Consider the following 18,418-nt stretch of genomic DNA (forward strand, 5'->3'; position numbering starts at 1 on the left):
CCACCCCCCTCCCCCTCCAAGGGCTTTCACGCCGGAGGGTCGTCCGGTGAAACCCCTGGGGTCACCTGTGTCACCGGCTCTGGGGCCGTGGCCTCGGCTGTCAGCACGACGTCCGTCACCGGGTCCGGGGCCGCGGCGGGCGCGGACTTGAGGCGCTCCAGGGTGGTGCGCGCGGCGGACTGCTCGGCCTCCTTCTTGTTGCGGCCGGTGGCCCGGGCGTACACGCCCTCCCCGATACACACCTCCACCTCGAACACCTTCGAGTGCTCCGGCCCGCTCTCCGCCACAACCCGGTAGCGCGGGGACAGCTTGAGCTTCTCGTGGGACATCTCCTGGAGGAGCGTCTTGTAGTCCAGGCGGCCCGCGCCGGAGGCCACCTCCTCCAGCATGTCCCCGAAGCACCGGTCCACCAGCACCAGGGCCGGCTCCAGGCCGCCACTCATGTAGACGGCGCCCAGCACCGCCTCCAGCGCGTCCGCGAGGATGGAGTTCTTGTCCCGGCCGCCCGACTGGGACTCGCCCCGGCCCAGCAGCAGCAGCTCGCCCAGACGCAGGGTGCGGGCCACGCGCGCCAGCCCCTCCTCATGGACGATGCGGGCGCGCATCTTGGTGAGCTCGCCCTCGGGCACGCCGGGGCAGCGGTCCATCAGCCGGTGGCTGACCGCGAGGTCCACGACGGCGTCGCCCAGGAACTCCAGGCGCTGGTTGTCCTTGAGGTTCTGGTCGCGGTTCTCGTTGGCGTACGTCTTGTGCGTCAGCGCCTCCAGCGCCAGGTCTCGCTTGGAGAACGCCACGCCCAGGCGCTCCTCCAGCACCTGCACGCGCTCCACCAGGGTCATCTTCTCCACGGGTGTCACTCCTGGGGTGCGTCCGGGCCCACGAGGCGCACGGCCTCGGGAGCGACCTTCAACAGGTCCGCCACCATCCGCACCACGCCCGGGAACTCGTCCAGCTCGAAGCGGCCCGCCCACACCTTGCCCTGGGTGCCCGCGAGCAGCCCCCGGAACGTGCGCCCGGCGATGCGCGCCGCGGCGAAGCGGTACGCCTTGCCCTCCACCTGGAGCTGGGCCAGCAGCTCCAGGCTGCTGCGCGGCGGCACCAGGGCCTGGGGACCGAACTTCTCCACGATCTCCACGAAGCGCACCGGCCCCGCGCCCGCCACCACCGGCGCCCGGGCCACGGGCTCTCCGAAGAGGGCCGCCAGGTAGCCCGTCAGCGCCGCGCGCTCGCGGAACTCCGACAGCTCGATGATGTGGCCCGCCGCGGTGGGCAGGTCCTCACCGCCGCGCACGGCCTCCGCGACGCGGAAGTTGCCCTGCCGGTCCGCCACCAGCCGCACGGACAGGTGGCCCTCCTTCACGGTGGTGGACAGCTCCAGCGACTGCGGATCCACGTCCGCGGGCAGCCCCAGCAACTGGAGCTCCTCCGAGCGGCGCTGCAGGTGGAAGATGTGGTCGCTGAAGGTGTCCAGCAGGAGGACCTGCATCTCCTCCGCCGCGTCGATGGCGCTCAGCAGGATGGGCGTCATGCCCACCACCGCCGCGGGCGCGATGGGGATGAGCCGGTCGCCCATCACCTGGAAGGTGATGTCGGTGATGAAGTCCTTGGTGATGGGGTTCACCAGGGACGCGGCCTCCAGGTCCAACACCACCTCGGTGCCGGAGGCTTCCTCCCGCACCTTGAGTCCCAGCTCACTCAGCCGAGCGGTATCCATCAGGCCCCTTTGAAGGTCTCGCGGGCGATGATGGTGCGCTGGATCTCGCTCGTGCCCTCGCCAATCTCACAGAGCTTGGCGTCCCGCAGGTAGCGCTCCACCGGGAACTCGCGCGTGTAGCCGTAGCCGCCGTGGATCTGCACGGCCTTGTTGCAGCCGCGCGTGGCCGCCTCGGAGGCGAACAGCTTCGCCATGGAAGCCTCCTCCGAGTACGGCTGACCCGCATCCGCGAGCCGCGCCGCGCGGTGCACCAGCAGGCGCGCCGCCTCCAGCTCCGTCTTCATGTCCGCCATCATCCAGCGCAGGCCCTGGAACTCGCTGATGGGCTGACCGAAGGCGGTGCGGTCCTTCGAGTACGCCACCGACTCCTCCAGCGCCCCGCGCAGCAGGCCCACCGACAGCGCGCCAATGGTGATGCGGCCCTTGTCGAGGATCTTCAGCGTGTCGATGAAGCCCCGGTCCACCTCGCCCACGATGGCGTCATCGCCCACTTCCACGTTCTCCAGGATGAGCTCCGCGGTGTCGGAGGAGCGCATGCCCAGCTTCCCGTGGATGGAGCGCTGGCTGAAGCCCGGCACGCCCTTCTCCAGCACGAACGCGGTGATGCCCTTCTGGCGCTTCTCCGGCGACGTGAGCGCGAGCACCACGAACACGTCACCCACGGTGCCCTGGGTGATGAACATCTTCGCGCCGTTGAGCACCCACTTGTTGCCCTTGCGGACCGCGGTGGTGCGCATGCCGGACGCGTCGGAGCCGGATCCCGGCTCGGTGAGGCCCCACGCACCCAGCCACTCGCCGGACGCGAGCTTGGGCAGGTAGCGCTGGTGCTGCGCCTTGTTGCCGAAGACGCGCACGTGGCTGGTGCCCAGGCCGTTGTGGCTGGCCACGGTGAGGGCGAGCGAGCCGTCGTAGCGGGCGATCTCCTCCACGGCCACCGCCACGGCGAGCGAGTCCATGGCCGCGCCGCCGTACTCCTCGGAGACGAGCATGCCCAGCACGCCCAGCTGGCCCAGCTCCTTCACGACCTCCATGGGGAACTTCTCGTCCCGGTCCCAGTCGCGCGCGTACGGCTTCACGCGGCGTTCACAGAATTCACGGAGAGAGGCCTGGAGGGCGCGGTGGCTGTCGGGAAGGTCGAAGTCCATGGTCGGGGCGGGAATCTAGCTCAGGTGGGGCTGCTCAGACGGGATAGACACCGTGCTTCTTTTCCGCACGGGGCTGGAAGCGTTCGGCGTACAGCGCATAACGCTGCAGCAGCTCGCCGCGCAGCGAATCGCCGGGGATGACGGCGTCGATGATGAGCTCGCTGGCCAGCTTGTAGATGTCCACGTCCTGCTTGTACTCGTCGCGCAGCTTCTGGACGAAGGCCGGCCGCTCGGCCTCCGGAAGCTCCTGTATCTTGTTGAAGTAGACGGCGTTCACCGCCGCCTCCGGGCCCATCACGGCGATCATCGCCTGGGGCAGCGCCAGCGTGGCCTCCGGGGCGAAGCCCGGGCCGCTCATGGCGTAGAGGCCCGCGCCGTACGCCTTGCGCACCACCACGCAGATGCGCGGCACGCTGGCCTCGGACACCGCGGAGATCATCTTCGCGCCCGCGCGGATGATGCCCGCCCGCTCCACCTTGGTGCCGATCATGAAGCCCGGCACGTCCGCCAGGTAGAGCAGCGGGATGTTGAACGCGTCACACAGCCAGATGAACCGGGCCGCCTTGTCCGCGCTGTCCACGAACAGCACGCCACCCTTGTACTTGGGCTGGTTGGCCACGATGCCCACCGGCTGACCGCCAATGCGCGCCAGGCCCGTGATGATCTCTTGTGCGAAGAGCTTCTTCACCTCGAACCAGCTCCCCTCATCGATGAGCTCCGTGATGAGCGCATGCATGTCGAAGGGCTTGTTCTGATCCGGCGGGATGATCTCATCCACGCGCTTGCCGCTGTGCTTGGGGGCCTTCACCTCCACGCGCGGCGGCGGCTTGGTGAAGTTCTCCGGGAAGTACGCCAGGTACTGCTTCGCCGCGGCGATGGCCTCCTGCTCCGTCTTCACCAGCACGTCGCCCACGCCGGACACGGAGCAGTGCATCTTCGCGCCGCCCATCTCCTCCAGCGTGACCTTCTCGCCAATGACCATCTCCGCCATGCGCGGGCTGCCCAGGTACATGGACGCGTTGCCGTCCACCATGATGACCAGGTCGCAGAACGCGGGGATGTACGCGCCACCAGCGGCGGACGGGCCGAAGAGGAGGCAGATCTGCGGCACCACGCCGGACAGGTGCACCTCGTTGTAGAAGATGCGGCCGGCGCCACGGCGGCCAGGGAACATCTCCACCTGGTCGGTGATGCGCGCGCCTGCGGAGTCCACCAGGTACATCAGCGGACAGCGCGACGCCTTCGCCGTCTCCTGGATGCGGAGGATCTTCTCCACCGTGCGCGCGCCCCAGCTGCCCGCCTTCACCGTGGAGTCGTTGGCCATGATGGCCACGGTGCGGCCCGCGATGCGCGCGAGGCCCGTGATGACGCCGTCGGAGGGCAGGTCCACGTCCAGGTTGTTGGCGAGCTTGCCGTCCTCCACGAACGAGTCCGCGTCCACGAGCAGGTGGATGCGCTCGCGGGCGAAGAGCTTGCCCGCCTCGGCGTTCTTGGCGTGGTACTTCTGGGCGCCACCCTTCTCCACCTGGGCGATCGTCTCGAGCAGCTTCTGGTCGTAGGACATGGCCGGGGCGACATACCAAAAACCCCCTGGCCTGGCTGCCTTCTTGCCGTGGGAGCCACCAGCCGAGCCGTCCAGAGGACGACGCAAGGGCTCGGCGCGCTGCATTCCGGGGGATGGCGCCAACGGCCTCCCTGCCTACCTTGATGTTGCACGAGGGGGGTGCACCCAGGCGGGCCACCCCTTCCCGTGAATCATCCGGCCCAGGAGGGACCCATGTTCAGAGCGAAGAAGGCGACGTGGCAGGCGAAGGCTTTGGCCAAGAGCAAGCTGTACCGTCAGTTCCTGGCCCACCAGCTGCTCGACCAGCTCCCCGAGTACGCCGACGTGGCGAAGAAGAAGGCCCAGAAGTCCTGGGACAACTTCGACGCGGACGACGCGCTGCGGTATGTGGGATTGACGACGTACAAGCCGGCGAGCGCGGGCCTGGGCGGCATCGGCGCGTTCCTGCTGGGCGCGGCCGCGGGCAGCATCGTGGCGCTCCTGCTGGCGCCGCGTCCGGGCACCGAGCTGCGCACCACCGTCAAGGACAAGGCGATGGGCTACATCAACAAGCAGGGCGTGAACATCGGCGGCGAGAAGACCGCGAGCGCCTAGTCACACCGTGAAGCCGTGACGTCAGGGGCGGAAGGTCCGCGGGCAACCGCGGGCTTGCCGCCCCTGTCGCTTTCGTGGGGCTCAGCGGCCTTTATAGACAGGAGGACGCTTCTCCGCGAAGGCGCGGAGTCCTTCCAACCGGTCCTCCGTCTTGAGCACCTCCTCGTACTTCTTGAGCTCCAGCGCGAGCGCGTCGTCCAGCTCCAGGCCCGTGCCCTCGTCGATGGCGTGCTTCGCCGTGGCCACCGCCACGGGCGCGTTGTCCACGACGGCCTCGGCGAGCTGGAAGGCGACCTCCAGCAGGTGCCCTTCCGGGGCCAGCCGGTTCACGAGCCCGATGCTGAACGCCTCCGCCGCGTTGACGCGCCGGGCGGTGAGGATGAGGTCCTTCGCGCGCCCCGGGCCAATGAGCCGGGCCAGCCGCTGTGTGCCGCCGCCGCCGGGGATGATGCCCAGCTTGACCTCCGTGAGGCCCAGCTCCGTGGCGGGCGACGCGACGCGCAGGTCGCACGCCAGGGCCAGCTCCGTGCCTCCGCCGAAGGCCGCGCCGTTGATGGCGGCGATGAAGATGCAGTCGCTCTTCTCGATGGCGCGGAAGGCGAGGCGCAGCCCGTTGAGGAAGGCGCGCACTTCTTCTTCCGCCATGCCGGTGCGCTCCTTCAAGTCCGCGCCCGCGCAGAAGGCCTTGTCGCCCGCGCCGGTGATGATGACGGCGCGCACGTCGCGGCTGGAGGAGACGCGGGCCACCAGCTGGCCCAGTTCCTGGAGCATCGCGCGGCTGATGGCGTTGCGGCGGCTCTCCCCGTCGATGGTCCAGATCTCGATGGCGCCCCGGGCGTCGACCTTGAACTCCGGCATCTTCGCTCCCCGTGGCGGGCCGCGCCTGGCGACCCGCGTGAATGGCGCGCAGCCTGCGACCGGTTCTCCAGTCTGGCAAGCCGTAAACGGATAGGATTTCGCCCATGCCTTCGTGCCCTCCGACGAAACGCCCGTGGCGGTGGCTGCCGGGTCTCTTCACCGTCTCCACCCTGCTCGTGCTGGCCCTGCCGCTGGTGGCCCTGGCGCGCGGCGGTGGCGGCGAGCACTACACATCCGGCCGCGACCGGGGGGGCGGAGGCGGAGGGGGCGACGGCCTGCCCCTCTGGCTGATCTTCGACCTGATCCGGATGATCTTCCTGTACCCGAAGGTCTCCCTCCCCCTGCTCCTCATCGGCGGTGGCCTCTACTGGTTCTACAAGCGCAACCTGCACCCCACCGCCACCACCCAACGCGCGTTCGATCAGCGCGAGGCGGAGGTGCGCACGGAGGTGTCCGGCCGCGACGTGCAGGGTTGGGTCAACGCGCTCAAGCTCAAGGACCCCTCGTTCGAACTGCAGCCCACGCTGGACAAGGTGCGCTGGCTCTTCCTCGAGCTGCAGAAGTCGTGGTTCCGCCGCGACATGACGCCGGTGCGCCCCTTCCTGTCGGACGCGACGTGGCAGCGCTTCAACGTGCAGCTGCAGCTCATGAAGGCGCAGGGCGTGCGCGACGCGCTGGCGGACATGACCGTGCAGGACGTGCAGCTCATCGGGCTGCACCAGACGGCCTGGTACGACAGCATCCACGTGCGCGTGCGCGCCAGCATCCGCGACACGGACGTGCCCGCGGATCAGACGGACGCACAGGCCATGGCCGCCGCGAAGAAGGTGGCTGCGGAGTCCTTCACGGAGGTGTGGACCTTCGTTCGCAAGCCCGGCGCGCAGACGCGCATCGGCGAGGACCTGTTCCAGGGCAAGTGCCCCCACTGCGGCGCGCCCTACAAGGGCGGCGCGTCCAACACCTGCGAGTTCTGCAACGCGGTGGTGAACTCCGGCAACTACGACTGGACGCTCTCGGAGATCACCCAGGGCGTGGAGCACGTGCGCCACCACAAGCAGGTGGACGGCCTCATGCAGGCTCGCGCGGACGACCCGGCGTTGAACCTGGAGATGCTGGAGGACCGCGCGTCGCTGGTGTTCTGGAAGTGGATCGACGCGCAGAGCCGCAATGAGACGAAGCGCCTGTCCAAGGTCGCGAACGCGGATGTCATCACCCGGCTGGAGGGGGAGCTGACGGAGCTGTCCAAGCGCGACCGCCGCCGCGTCTTCCTGGAGTGCGCGGTGGGCGCGGTGGACGTGCGCGCGCTGGAGGTGCACCCGGAGTCCTTCGACGAAGCCCAGGTGGAGATCCGCTGGAGCGCCCGCATGGGCGTGGGGCCCGCGAACCAGCGGCCCCCCAGCCTCCCCACCGTGCCCCAGCGCTGGGTGTTCACGCTGGTGCGCCGCCATGGCGCGCAGACGAACACGGACACGGGCATGGCCACGGACCGCTGCCCGCAGTGCAACGCGCCCCTCACGGACAGCGCCGCCAACACCTGCGAGTTCTGCGGCACGGTGCTGGGCAACGGCGAGCGCGACTGGGTGCTCGCGTCCGCCCTCCCCTTCGAGTCCTGGAACGTGCAGCACGCGCAGCGACACTCCGTCGCCGCGGCCCGGCACCGGCAGGCGCGCGAGGAGGAGCGCGGCGCCGTGGTGGCCCCGGTGGAGGGCGACCGGGTGATGACGGACGTGAAGGAGCGCGAGCGGCTGCTCTACATGATGGCGTCCATCGCCGCCGCGGACGGCGAGGTGTCCAACGCGGAGCGCCGCCTGCTCAAGCTGTGCGCGGAGCGCTGGAGCGTGGCGTGGCCCAACGTGGAGATGGCGCTCAACGCGGGCCCCCAGCTCTTCGAGCGGCTGGTGCCGCGCGGCAGCCCGGAGGCGGAGGTGTTCCTGCGCCACATCGTGGAGATGGCGCTGGTGGACGGCCGCATCGACCGCAAGGAGCGGAAGATGCTGCAGATCGCCGCCCAGCACCTGGGCCTCGAAGCCCGGCTGCCGGCGATGCTGGGAGACAACTAGGCGAAGCGTAGGCGGGGCTCAGCCCAGCTTCGCCTGCTTCGACTGCGCGCCGGAGACATCCGGGAGGGCCACCTCCAGGCACAGCTTGAGCTCCGGCGTCTTCTCGTAGTCCGCCAGGCGCGTGTTCTCCTTCTCTTCGAGCGCGCGCAGGATGAGGCCCAGGCCGATGCGGGTGTTGAAGTCCTGCCCCAGCAGCGCGTCCGCCGTCAGCGCGACGCCGTCGCCGTCGGCCACGGGCTGCTTGCGCACCTTCCAGCCCTGGCGCACGTACTCCTTCTTCACCGCGTAGCCGAGCAGCGCCGCCACCTGGGTGCCCACCGTGTCCACGATGACGTCGCGGTTGTCGCTGTCGATGTTCCCGCACATCTCCAGCGCCACCAGCACGCGCTCGCCCGCGAGCTGGTAGGTCGCGTCCTGGTGGTAGCCCCGGTAGCCCTTGGGGTCGGCCACCGCGCTCTTGAGCATGTCGAGGAAGGCCTCGAAGTGCCGGGCGAAGCGGTAGTTCGTCAGCACGCGGCGCAGGTTGTCGCGGGTGACGATGCTCACGGCGCCTCCCGCGGCGTACGACACGGGCCTGCCATCGAGCATGTCCGCGAAGCTCACGTAGGTGGCCCACGGCGTCGCGTTCCGCATGTCCTCCGCGAGCGCGACCTGGGCCCTCTGCGCCTTGCCCACGAGGGCCGCGCGGATGAGGTAGATCTCATGGGAGTTCTCGCCGGACTTCGCGCCCATGGGACGCGGCAGGCGCTCGAGCGTGCCGGGGGTGTAGCCGCCGGAGCCCAGGCGCGCGCCCGCCCAACCCGCGGCCCCGGTGTCGCCGAAGCTGACGCTCTTGGAGCACTCCACCACGGGATCGCCCGCGACGTACGGGGCCACCACCCGGCCCGCCGCGTTCCCGTTGTACCCGGTGCAGTAGTCCTTGTTGCCCACCGGAGGCAGCGCGAGGAGGTAGCCCTGCACGGCGTCCAGCGCCCCTCTCCAACCGGGCAGCGCCTTGCGCAGCTCCACGCCCGGGGTCCCCGAGGTGAGCGCGCCGATGCAGAGCGAGGCCAGCGCCGCGCCCAGGCTGTGGCCGGAGACCTGGATCGTCTGGGGCGCGCCGTACTTGCGGTTCAGCTCGCGCAGCGCGGCCTGCAGGGTGCCCATGCAGCGCTTCAGCGCCGCGGCGAAGCCCACCGCCACGGTCCCGTCGCCGCCCACGTAGGCATCGCGCTGGAGCCCGCTGGCCATGTCGGTGACCCAGTCCGCGTTGCCCGTGGGGCCGTTGAAGTAGCCGTCCCGGCCGCCCAGCAGCGCCCGCACCGCGTTGCCGCTGCGGCTGCCCCGGAAGACGATGTGCGCGTCGTACGTCCCGTCGTCGCGCGTGCGCTTGAGGACGAAGCCCATCGGGCTCCACGCGGCCGCGCTGTCCTTGAATGATCCGGTGCCGCCCTCGAAGGCGATGAGCTCGTCCTGGCCTCCGCCCTCCTCCACCAGCGGCGTGAGGACCGTCTGCGCATGAGGCCACGCGCTCCGCCACGCGGACGTGTACGTGCACGCGCTCACTCGCGAGATCGTGTTGACGAGGTAGGCCGGGGCCTGGAGCGCGATGAACACCGCGCCGTCGCCCGTGAACGCGGGGTCGCGCGGCCGCAGCTGCGAGAAGTTGGTGAGGACGGGGTCGAGCGTCGCGTTGGAGTCGCCCTGCCCTCCCACGCAGGCCGGGCCCGCGTAGAGGTCACCGCCAGCGCGCCCCAGGCCGCGGGCATACGCGTGCGTCTTCTCCATGAAGCGCGTGCGCCTGTTGGTGGCGCCCCGCGCGAGCACTTCGTACCAGGGGTCCAGGGGCCAGAGCACCGACTGGTGGTAGAGCTGGTACGCCAGGATGCAGAGGTCGCAGTTCAGCAGCTCGTCGGTGACGGCCATGGACGCCTTGGAATTTTACGGGGGCCCTGGAACCATAGGCCACCCGTCACCCCGGCGTCGAAGGCGGTCCCCTGCGACTCAGGTCTGCGCGCGGCGCGAGGCCTTCTTGTCCCGCTCGCCCAGCGCCGCCTGGAGGTACTTGCCCGCGAGCTTTCGCCCGATGAGCTCCTGGGCGATCTCCCCGGCCTCCACCAGCCGATCCAGGTCGATGCCGGTGTCCACGCCCATGCCGTGGAACATGAACACGGCGTCCTCGGAGGCCAGGTTGCCCGCGGCCCCGGGGGCGTAGGGGCAGCCGCCCAGCCCGCCGATGCTCGCATCGAACGTGGTGACGCCCGCGGACAGGCCGACGAGCGCGTTGGCGAGCGCGGTGCCGCGCGTGTCGTGCAGGTGCAGGGCCAGGGTGTCCACCGGCATGTGCTGCAGGAGCGCGGAGAGGATCTCCTCCGTCTGCCGGGGCGTGCCCACGCCAATCGTGTCGCCCAGGCTGAGCTGGTAGATGCCCGCGTCCACCAGCTGGCGGCAGATGTCCACCACGCGCTCCACCGGGACGTGGCCCTCGTAGGGGCAGCCCCACACGGTGGACAGGTAGCCGCGCACGCGCATGCCGGCCTTGCGGGCGGCGCCGGTGACTTCCTTCGCCCCGGCCAGGGCCTCCGCGATGGTCTTGTTGATGTTCTTCTTGGAGTGGGCCTCCGACGCGGAGATGAACACCGCGGCCTCCTCCAGGCCCGCCGCCTGCGCGCGCTCCAGGCCCTTCAGGTTGGGCACCAGCGCGGAGAAGACGACCCCCAGACGGCGGCCCACCTGCTTGAGCAATTCCTCCGCGTCCGCGAGCTGGGGGATCCACTTGGGCGACACGAACGACGTCACCTCGATGCGCTTCTCCCCCGCCGCGACGAGGGCGTTGATCAGCCGCGCCTTGTCCCGGGTGGGCAGCGTGCGCAGCTCGTTCTGCAGGCCGTCGCGGGGGCCGACCTCGTACACGTCGACCTTGCGGGGCAGATGCCCCAGCAGGCCGACCCGCGTTCGCGCTGGTTCTTTCGGATCCACTTGGACGTGTCCCGGGCCGTCACGCGGGAAGCTTCAGTCCCGCCGCAGCCCTGCTCCCACGATGAGGTCGGTCGACTCGGGTGTCATCGGCCCACCCTCCAGGCCTCCGTGCACCCACGTCGTCGAAAAGCCCGTGCTTTCCAACAGCCGTTCCAGTTCCGCAAGAGGATAGTAACGAATGGCGTACGCCGCCCGCAGCACGCGCCCATCCGGCAGCGTCAATTGACGCTGCCCCACGTCCCTTCCACGCGTCGCGTCGAAGCGGCTCTCCTCCTCCAGGAGACTCCCATCCGGTAACCGCTCGCGGAAGGCGGCGCCCGGGGATCGTGCCAGCCGCTCGTATGGCACCGTCTGGAACACGAGCCTTCCGCCGGGCCGCAGGACCCGCGCCACCTCGCGCAGGATCTGGACGTGCTCCGCGTCGCTGAAGGCGAAGAGTGTCGAATACCAGGCGTACGCGCCCCCCAGCGCCCCGGCCTGGAAGGGCAGCGCCCGCAGGTCACCCCGCACCACCGGGAAGCCGGGGCGGCGCAGGCGAATGGAAAGCGCATCCCGCTCCAGGCCCACCACCCGTCCGGCGAGCGCTCCCTCCGCGTTGAGCCGCGCCGCGTGCCGGCCGTGGCCACAGCCCAGATCCACCACCGGGCCGCCCACCTGCGCGAACGCCCGGGACAGGTAGTCCACTTCCCGGGCCGTCACCGCCTCGGAGAGGAACGGCAGCGTGCTGCGCAGGTACAGCTCCCCGAAGAAGTCGTCCACGGCCCGGGCTCCATGACCTCAAGACTTCGATGCTCCGGCGGATCAGCGCTTCAGCGCGGGCAGCTTCGCGCCCAGCCGGCGCGAGGCTTCGTCCAGCACGCCCTCCGTCTTGCAGAAGGCGAAGCGCGCGAAGCCCTGGCCCAGGTGCCGGTGCTCGGGGCCGTAGAAGACGCTGGGCGGGATGGCGGCCACGCCCACCTCCGTCACGAGGTGCCGGCAGAAGGCCACGTCGTCCGCGAAGCCGTAGCCCGCGATGTCCGCGAGGATGAAGTAGCTGCCCTCGGGCGAGTACACCTTGAGGCCCGCCGCGCGCAGCCCCGTGAGCAGCCGCTCGCGCTTCTCCGTGTAGAGCGCCGTGAGCCCCTGGAAGTAGCTGTCCGGCAGCCGCATCGCCACGGCCATGGCGGCCTGGAACGGCGACGCGGTGGCGAAGGTGACGAACTGGTGTGCGCGCTGCACGGCGTCCCGCAGCGGCGGCGGCGCGATGATCCAGCCGATCTTCCACCCGGTGAGGCTGAACGACTTGCCCGCGCTGCTCACCGTCACCGTGCGGTCCGCGAGCACCGGCACCGTCGCGGCGCGGATGTGGCGCGCGGGGCCGAAGACGATGTGCTCGTACACTTCATCCGCGAGCACCTTCACGTCGAACTCGGCGCAGAGGTTGCCCAGGAACTCCAGCTCCTCGCGGGTGAACACCTTGCCCGTGGGGTTGTGGGGCGAGTTGAGGATGAGCAGCCGCGTGCGCGGACCGATGGCCGCCTTCACTTCGTCGCGGTCGAACCACCACGTCGCGTGCGCCGCGTCCGGCGGACGCAGGGGCACGTAGCGAGGCGTCGCGCCCACGAAGGCGATGTTGGCGTCGTAGGAGTCGTAGAACGGCTCGAAGGCCACCACCTCGTCGCCCGGATCCACGAGCCCCAGGATGACGTCGAGGATGGCCTCCGTGGCGCCGCTGGTGACGGACACCATGGTGTCCGGATCCACGGCGTGGCCGTAGAAGCGCTGCGAGTGCTCCGCGATGGCGACGCGCAAGTCTCTGGCGCCCACGCCGGGGGCGTACTGGTTGACGCCGCCCTGGATGGCCTTCCACGCCGCTTCCTTGATGGCGTCCGGCCCGTCGAAGTCGGGGAACCCCTGCCCCAGGTTCACGGCCTGGTGCTTGAGCGCCAGGGCGCTGAACTCGGAGAAGACGGTGGTGCCGAAGCGGGAGACGCGTTGCGAGAGCACGGGCCGGGAGGACATGGGGGGGCGGGCCTCTGGAAAGGCGCCAGCCCGAGTCCACCCCGGCCGTGGGGCGACCGGCTGGCGGTTCAGGGCCGGACGATAGCGTCCACGGGCACGGAACGCGCGCCCTGTTCCACCGCGCGTTGCCGGGCGGCCCGGGACAGCGCCAGGGCCAGCCCCGTCACCACCATCACCAGCGGCACCGCGCACACCAGGTCGATGGTGTAGTGGAAGCGCCCCGCCAGGGTCGCGAAGATGAGGCCCAGGCCGGGGAACAGCATCACCCAGAAGAAGCGCCGCGCGAACCGGAACGCGTAGATGAGCACCACCAGCGCCACCCCGGTGTGCCCGGAGGGGAAGCAGTCCCGGGTGTACACCGGCGAGCGCATCATCGACTCCAGCAGCGGCGTGAGCAACCACCCGCGCAGGGGCGCGTCGAAGGAGCCGATGAGGAAGTAGCGCGGGCCCACCGCGGGCACCAGCGAGTAGGCCGCGTAGTTGAAGCTCAAGAGCAGGCCCAGCCCCAGCAGGTACTCGTCGAAGCCCGGCGTGGGGCCCCGGCCGCGCGCGTACAGGAAGATGCCCAGGAGCAGCGGCCAGGCGAAGTGGCCGTAGTAGCAGAGCATCAGCACGTCGTTGGCCCACGGCGGCACCGCGTGCGACAGCGACACCGACGCCTGGAAGCCGAAGAGGCGCTCATCCACCGCGATGAGCTGGGCGTCCTTCACCAGCGGGTTCATCCAGTCCACGATGGGACCCAGCCAGCCGTGCGACAGGGCGGACACCGGCAAGAGCCAGAAGTCCGCCGCGATGGCGATGAGCGGCTGGCGCGGGAAGCGCGCCTCCAGGATGCGCAGGAGCGCCACGCCCAGCGCCATCAGGCCGAACAGGCACGCGCTGCGGGTGGCATGCGGTGCCCAGCGGGCCGGGCCCACGCACACCAGCGCCGCCACCGAGCAGGCGGCCATGAGGACCACGTCCACCTGCCGGAAGCGCACGAGCGCCTCCTCGGATTGACCGTGGACGACGGGCCGCACGCGGCCCTGGCTGAAAGACCAGATGTTCACGCCGATTTGCGCTCCCCCGGCGACTCGGCCGGCAGCTCGCCGGCCCCCCCGAGATTGAGGCTCCGCACCACCGCGCCCGCTTCAGGCGCCACCGCGGACCGCCGCCCCTTCCACCGCTCCAGCAGCGCCAGCATGGCCGGGAAGAACACCGTCGTCCCCAGGAAGGTGCACACGACCCCCAGCAGCGCAATCTGACCGATGCTCCGCAGGCCCTGGTGGTTCGCCACCAGCAGCGCTCCGTACCCCGCCGCGTTGGACAGCGTGGCCACGACCGCCGCGAAGCCCGTGTTGCGCACCACGCGGCCCAGCGACCCGGGGCCCTCCTCCTCGTACCGGTGGAACAGGTGCACCGAGTTGTCCACCGCGATGGCGAGCAGGTTGGGCAGCACCACCGCGTTGATGAAGTTGAGCTGCACGTCGAAGAGGTACATCCCTCCCGCCAGGCAGGTCATTCCCAGGAACAGCGGGCCCGCCACCAGCAGCGCGCGCTTGAAGCTGCGAAGGCTGGCCAGGATGACGAGGAACACCACCGCCGCCGCGGACCAGAGGATGAACGGGCCGTCCCCCCGGACCAGGGAGAAGATGCGCGCCGCGATGCGGTTGCTGTCCAGCACCGCCAGGTCGATGCCCTTCTCCTTCGCCCCGGCCACCACTTCGTCCAGCTGCGCGGCCCAGCGGTGCAGATCCTGCGTGTCGTAGTTGGACACGGACGGGAACAGCAGGAGGAACATCCCCTTGCCGTCCAGCGCCTCGAACCGGCGGCGCGCCTCCACCGGCACCTGCTCCAACCCGTAGGGCTTCGCGTCCACCAGCGTCCGCAGGTCCTGCACGCGCGCATCCGCCTGCGCGGACTTCGGCAGCCCGTCCAGCAGCGCGCGGATGCGGCCCAGCTCCGCGGCATGCCCCGCCGAGTCCGAAGGCACCAGGTCGCTCAGGGACGCGGTGCGCAGGAACACGGAGTCCGCGCCGTTCTTCGCCTTCACCCGGGCGATGACGGCCTCCACCTCACGCACCTGCGCCAGCGAGTCCACCGCGAGGATGGCCGGGTTGAGCGGCGCGCCGATCTGCTCCGTGATGTGGTCGTCCAGCCGCGACGACGGGGAGTCACCCTTCAGGTTGCGAAGGTTCGTCTCGAAGCCCAGCCGCGGCGCGATGCGCACCGAGTACGCCGCGAAGCCCACCACCAGCAGCGCCACCGCCGTGATGAGCCCGGTGGGCCAGCGGCGCCACTCCTTCTCCCGAGCCACCGGAGCCGCCGGAGCCACAGGCGTCGCCGAAGCCGCGGGAGCGCCAGCCTCCGCCGACTCCCGCCGGAAGGGGCGCAGGCGCTCCGCGATGGCGAGCAGCGACGGGCCCAGCGCGTACGCGGACAGCACCGCCATCAGCACGCCCAGGCCCGCGAGCAGGCCGAACTGCTGGAAGGCGTGGAACTGCGCCAGCATCAGCACGAAGAACGCCGCCGCGTTGGTGAGCGCGGACGTGAGCGCCCCGCTGAAGGTGCCGCGCACCGTCGCCTCCAGCGCCTCGCGCACCCCGTGCCGCTCCCGCTCCTCCCAGTAGCGCATCGCCAGGTGCACGCCGTACTCGATGCCCAGGCCGATGAGGATGGCGACGAGGAAGCCCGTCACGATGTTGAGGTGCCCGATGGCGCCCTGCGCGAACGCGAACGTCAGCACCAGCCCCACCACCACCGGCACGCCCACCACCGCCAGCGCCGACACCCGCCGCGTCGCCAGCAGGATGAGCCCGATGGCGATCAGCGCGGACAGGCCGCCCGCGTTGGACAGGTCCCTGCGCATCACCGCGTCCTCTTCGATGCGGCTCTGGAAGTTGCCCGTCGCCTCCAGCGTCACCCCGGGGTAGCGCTCCTGGGCGAGCTTGCGGCCGGTGTCCAGCGCCGTCGCCACGAAGCGCCGCGCGAAGTCCAGGTCCCCCGCCATCCCCGACGGCTTGATCATCAGGTAGACCTCGGTGCCCTCGCTGTTGGCCAGCGTCTCCGGCAGCGCCGTGGCGGGCGTGTGCTTCCGGGCGATCTCCTCGAAGGAGGGCGGCGCCTCTTCCGCGCCCAGGTCCACGAACAGGGGGCTCGCGCGCTCCTTCTCGTAGCGGACCCGGGCCTCCAAATCCTTGCGGAGCGCGGCGACCTTGTCGGTGGGCAGGAGCAGCAGGCCGTGGCGGCGGAAGAAGGCCACGTCATAGTGGTGCTCGACGTAGCGGACCTCCGGGAGGGCCTCCAGCCGGCGCTGATATTCGGTGGCGTAGTTCTTCAGCGCCTCCGGTGTTCCACCCTTCGCCATGACGACGAGGTACCCGTCCCCCCCCGCCTTCTCTGACACGCGTGTCAGATCCCGGACCTCTGGGGCACCCTCCGGGAGGAGTTCGACGAAGGAGCCCCGGAACTCCAACCGGGACGCGAAGAGCCCCGCGGCGACGGTGATGAGCCCCACGACGAGCAGCACCTGCCAGGGCCGCGACATCGCCGTCCGGATGAAGCCTTCGAACCACCGCTGTCGTCGCGCCTGGGACACCGTCACTCCTCTGATGCCAGCCGGCAAAGCAATAATCCGGCCACAGTCCAGGCCCCGAAACAGTTGGCCTGCGGGAACCCATTCCCCGTGTGAACCCGTGTGTGCACGCGGGGTTGAAGCATCCACCGGTCAACAGGATTCCGGAGGCGCGGCGTGCCACCGTTGGGCCCTGGCTGTCAAGGCGCGCCCTGACACGGACGCCCCGGGTGGCGAGCATGGGAACCGTCCCCGCCTTGACAGTGTGGATTTCCCTCTTTATTCACCCCCACGCGTCGTTCCCTGGGTGAGCGCGCGCGCCGGGCGGTCCAAAGACGGAACGAGCCCTGCATGTGGAGAGCGGCTCGGATCACCCCCCGACGCGTAAGAAAGACCACCATGAGCGACGTGTTCGACAAGTGCCGTACCTGGAAGGACTACCGCATCGCCAAGGCCACGGGCCTGTATCCGTACTTCCGGGCGATCGAAGCGTCGCATGGCGCTACGGAGGTGGAGATCGAGGGACGCCGGGTCATCATGGTGGGTTCGAACAACTACCTGGGCCTGTCGGCGGATCCGCGCGTGAAGGAAGCGGCCATCAAGGCCACGGAGAAGTTCGGCACCACGTGCTCGGGGTCGCGCCTGCTCAACGGCACGCTCGCGCTGCACGAGGAGCTGGAGGCGCGGCTGGCGAAGTTCCTCAACCGCGAGGCGGCCATCGTCATCTCCACCGGGTTCCAGACGAACCTGGCGCTCGCGTCCATCCTGGGCCGGCACGACATCGTCTTCAGCGACCGGCAGAACCACGCCTCGCTGGTGGACGGCGTGCGCCTGTCGTTCGCGACGGAGCGCAAGTTCCGCCACAACGACATGGATCACCTGGAGCAGCTGCTGGCCGCCGCGGACGCGGGCGCGGGGAAGATCGTCGTCACGGACGGCGTGTTCTCCATGGAGGGCGACGTCTGCAACCTGCCCCGCATCGTGGAGCTGGCGAAGCACTACAACGCCCGCGTGATGACGGATGACGCGCACGCCATGGGCGTGCTGGGCGCGCTCGGCCGGGGCACCTCCGAGTACTTCGGCCTGGAGAAGGACGTGGACCTCGTGATGGGGACGTTCTCCAAGAGCTTCGCGTCGCTGGGCGGCGTGCTCGCGGGTCCGTTCGACGTCATCAACTACATCCGCCACAAGGCCCGCTCGGTCATCTTCTCCGCGTCCATGACGCCCGCGTCCATCGCGGCGGCGCTCAAGGCGACGGAGATCATCGAGGCGGAGCCGGAGCGCCGCGCGCGCCTCCTGGACATCGCGGAGAAGATGCACAACGGCTTCCGCGCCATGGGCTTCGACACGGGCGTGTCGGTGACGCCGGTGGTGCCGGTGCACATCGGCGACCAGGTGAAGTGCTTCCGCTTCTGGCGCGCGCTGCACGAGGCGGGCGTGTTCGCGAACCCCGTGATTCCCCCGGCGGTGGAGGCGGGCCACGCGCTCATCCGGACCAGCTACATGGCCACGCACACCGACGCGCAGCTGGACCAGGTGCTGGACACCTTCGAGAAGATCGGCCGCAAGCTGAACGTCATCCCGGAGACGCGCCCCACGGTGTACGAGCCGGTGCAGATTGCCCGGCCGGGCAGCGGGGTGCGCGGCAACAAGGCGAGCGAGACGTGGGCCGCGGGCTCCGCGGGCCTGCTCGCGGACAAGGGCTTCTCGCTGGAGCAGCTGTCGCGCATGTCGTCGCGCGAGATGGCGGGCAAGTTCTTCGACGCGGTGGAGCAGCTCACCTGGCGCGCGGCGAACCTGCAGCCGGAGGACCTGCGGCGGCTGGGCGGCGCGCCCAAGAAGCTGTGGGAGAAGCGCAGCGAACTGGGGGGCCTGCTGCTGGAGAAGGGCGCCCACCTGTTCATGCGCAACGGCGACGGCTCCGAAGGCAACCCGGCCGAAAGGAACTGAGCCTCCCCCATGGCCCACCCC

General features: G+C 70.2%; 14 protein-coding genes. 3 read left to right on the forward strand and 11 right to left on the reverse strand.

Going from position 1 to position 18,418, the window contains the following annotated elements; translation table 11 throughout:
* Positions 1 to 26: 26 nt before the first annotated feature.
* The 4 genes from rnc to D7V97_RS22895 are packed head-to-tail and all read right to left on the reverse strand — an operon-like array spanning position 27 to position 4,423.
* Positions 27 to 839 carry a ribonuclease III gene (rnc, locus tag D7V97_RS22880; protein ID WP_233583105.1) on the reverse strand — a complete coding sequence of 271 codons (813 nt, stop codon included), beginning with the start codon at positions 837 to 839 and terminating at the stop codon, positions 27 to 29.
* Between the two features lie 14 nt (positions 840 to 853).
* Complete coding sequence (locus D7V97_RS22885) at positions 854 to 1,714, reverse strand: hypothetical protein (RefSeq protein WP_199728902.1); 861 nt, start codon at positions 1,712 to 1,714, stop codon at positions 854 to 856.
* Complete coding sequence (locus D7V97_RS22890; protein WP_120612785.1) at positions 1,714 to 2,859, reverse strand: acyl-CoA dehydrogenase family protein; 1,146 nt, start codon at positions 2,857 to 2,859, stop codon at positions 1,714 to 1,716. Before D7V97_RS22890 ends, D7V97_RS22885 begins: the two co-directional genes overlap by 1 nt.
* A 34-nt stretch (positions 2,860 to 2,893) precedes the next feature.
* Entirely contained in the window at positions 2,894 to 4,423 is a 1,530-nt protein-coding gene (locus tag D7V97_RS22895; protein WP_120612786.1) for an acyl-CoA carboxylase subunit beta, read from the reverse strand.
* 213 nt (positions 4,424 to 4,636) lie between these two features.
* On the opposite strand from D7V97_RS22895, the gene D7V97_RS22900 reads away from it, so the two are divergent.
* On the forward strand, positions 4,637 to 5,017 hold the full coding sequence (locus tag D7V97_RS22900; protein WP_120612787.1) for a YtxH domain-containing protein: 381 nt from the start codon (positions 4,637 to 4,639) through the stop codon (positions 5,015 to 5,017).
* A gap of 81 nt (positions 5,018 to 5,098) precedes the next feature.
* On the opposite strand, the gene D7V97_RS22905 is transcribed toward D7V97_RS22900, so the two are convergent.
* Positions 5,099 to 5,875: an enoyl-CoA hydratase-related protein gene (locus D7V97_RS22905; protein WP_120612788.1), complete on the reverse strand. Its 777-nt coding sequence runs from the start codon at positions 5,873 to 5,875 to the stop codon at positions 5,099 to 5,101.
* A 104-nt stretch (positions 5,876 to 5,979) separates the two neighbouring features.
* On the opposite strand from D7V97_RS22905, the gene D7V97_RS22910 reads away from it, so the two are divergent.
* On the forward strand, positions 5,980 to 7,935 hold the full coding sequence (locus D7V97_RS22910) for a TIM44-like domain-containing protein (RefSeq protein WP_120612789.1): 1,956 nt from the start codon (positions 5,980 to 5,982) through the stop codon (positions 7,933 to 7,935).
* A gap of 18 nt (positions 7,936 to 7,953) precedes the next feature.
* On the opposite strand, the gene D7V97_RS22915 is transcribed toward D7V97_RS22910, so the two are convergent.
* The 6 genes from D7V97_RS22915 to D7V97_RS22940 all read right to left on the reverse strand — a co-directional run bounded on the left by D7V97_RS22915 (position 7,954) and on the right by D7V97_RS22940 (position 16,420).
* The gene (locus tag D7V97_RS22915; RefSeq protein ID WP_120612790.1) at positions 7,954 to 9,840 is read right to left on the reverse strand and encodes a hypothetical protein; all 1,887 of its coding nucleotides are present in this window, start codon (positions 9,838 to 9,840) and stop codon (positions 7,954 to 7,956) included.
* 78 nt (positions 9,841 to 9,918) lie between these two features.
* Positions 9,919 to 10,893: a hydroxymethylglutaryl-CoA lyase gene (locus D7V97_RS22920; RefSeq protein ID WP_120612791.1), complete on the reverse strand. Its 975-nt coding sequence runs from the start codon at positions 10,891 to 10,893 to the stop codon at positions 9,919 to 9,921.
* Positions 10,894 to 10,926: 33 nt separating this feature from the next.
* Entirely contained in the window at positions 10,927 to 11,652 is a 726-nt protein-coding gene (locus D7V97_RS22925) for a class I SAM-dependent methyltransferase (RefSeq protein WP_120612792.1), read from the reverse strand.
* A 42-nt stretch (positions 11,653 to 11,694) separates the two neighbouring features.
* Complete coding sequence (locus D7V97_RS22930) at positions 11,695 to 12,894, reverse strand: aminotransferase class I/II-fold pyridoxal phosphate-dependent enzyme (RefSeq protein ID WP_120612793.1); 1,200 nt, start codon at positions 12,892 to 12,894, stop codon at positions 11,695 to 11,697.
* A gap of 68 nt (positions 12,895 to 12,962) precedes the next feature.
* A complete protein-coding gene (locus D7V97_RS22935; RefSeq protein ID WP_233583103.1) occupies positions 12,963 to 13,943 on the reverse strand; it encodes a phosphatase PAP2 family protein in 981 nt (326 codons plus the stop codon).
* Complete coding sequence (locus D7V97_RS22940; RefSeq protein WP_233583107.1) at positions 13,940 to 16,420, reverse strand: RND family transporter; 2,481 nt, start codon at positions 16,418 to 16,420, stop codon at positions 13,940 to 13,942. Before D7V97_RS22940 ends, D7V97_RS22935 begins: the two co-directional genes overlap by 4 nt.
* A gap of 426 nt (positions 16,421 to 16,846) precedes the next feature.
* Here D7V97_RS22940 and D7V97_RS22945 point away from each other — a divergent pair, with 426 nt between their 5' ends.
* A complete protein-coding gene (locus tag D7V97_RS22945) occupies positions 16,847 to 18,397 on the forward strand; it encodes a pyridoxal phosphate-dependent aminotransferase family protein (RefSeq protein WP_120612794.1) in 1,551 nt (516 codons plus the stop codon).
* Positions 18,398 to 18,418: the final 21 nt, after the last annotated feature.

This window comes from Corallococcus sp. CA053C (assembly GCF_003611675.1).
In the GTDB taxonomy this organism is placed as follows: Bacteria; Myxococcota; Myxococcia; order Myxococcales; family Myxococcaceae; genus Corallococcus.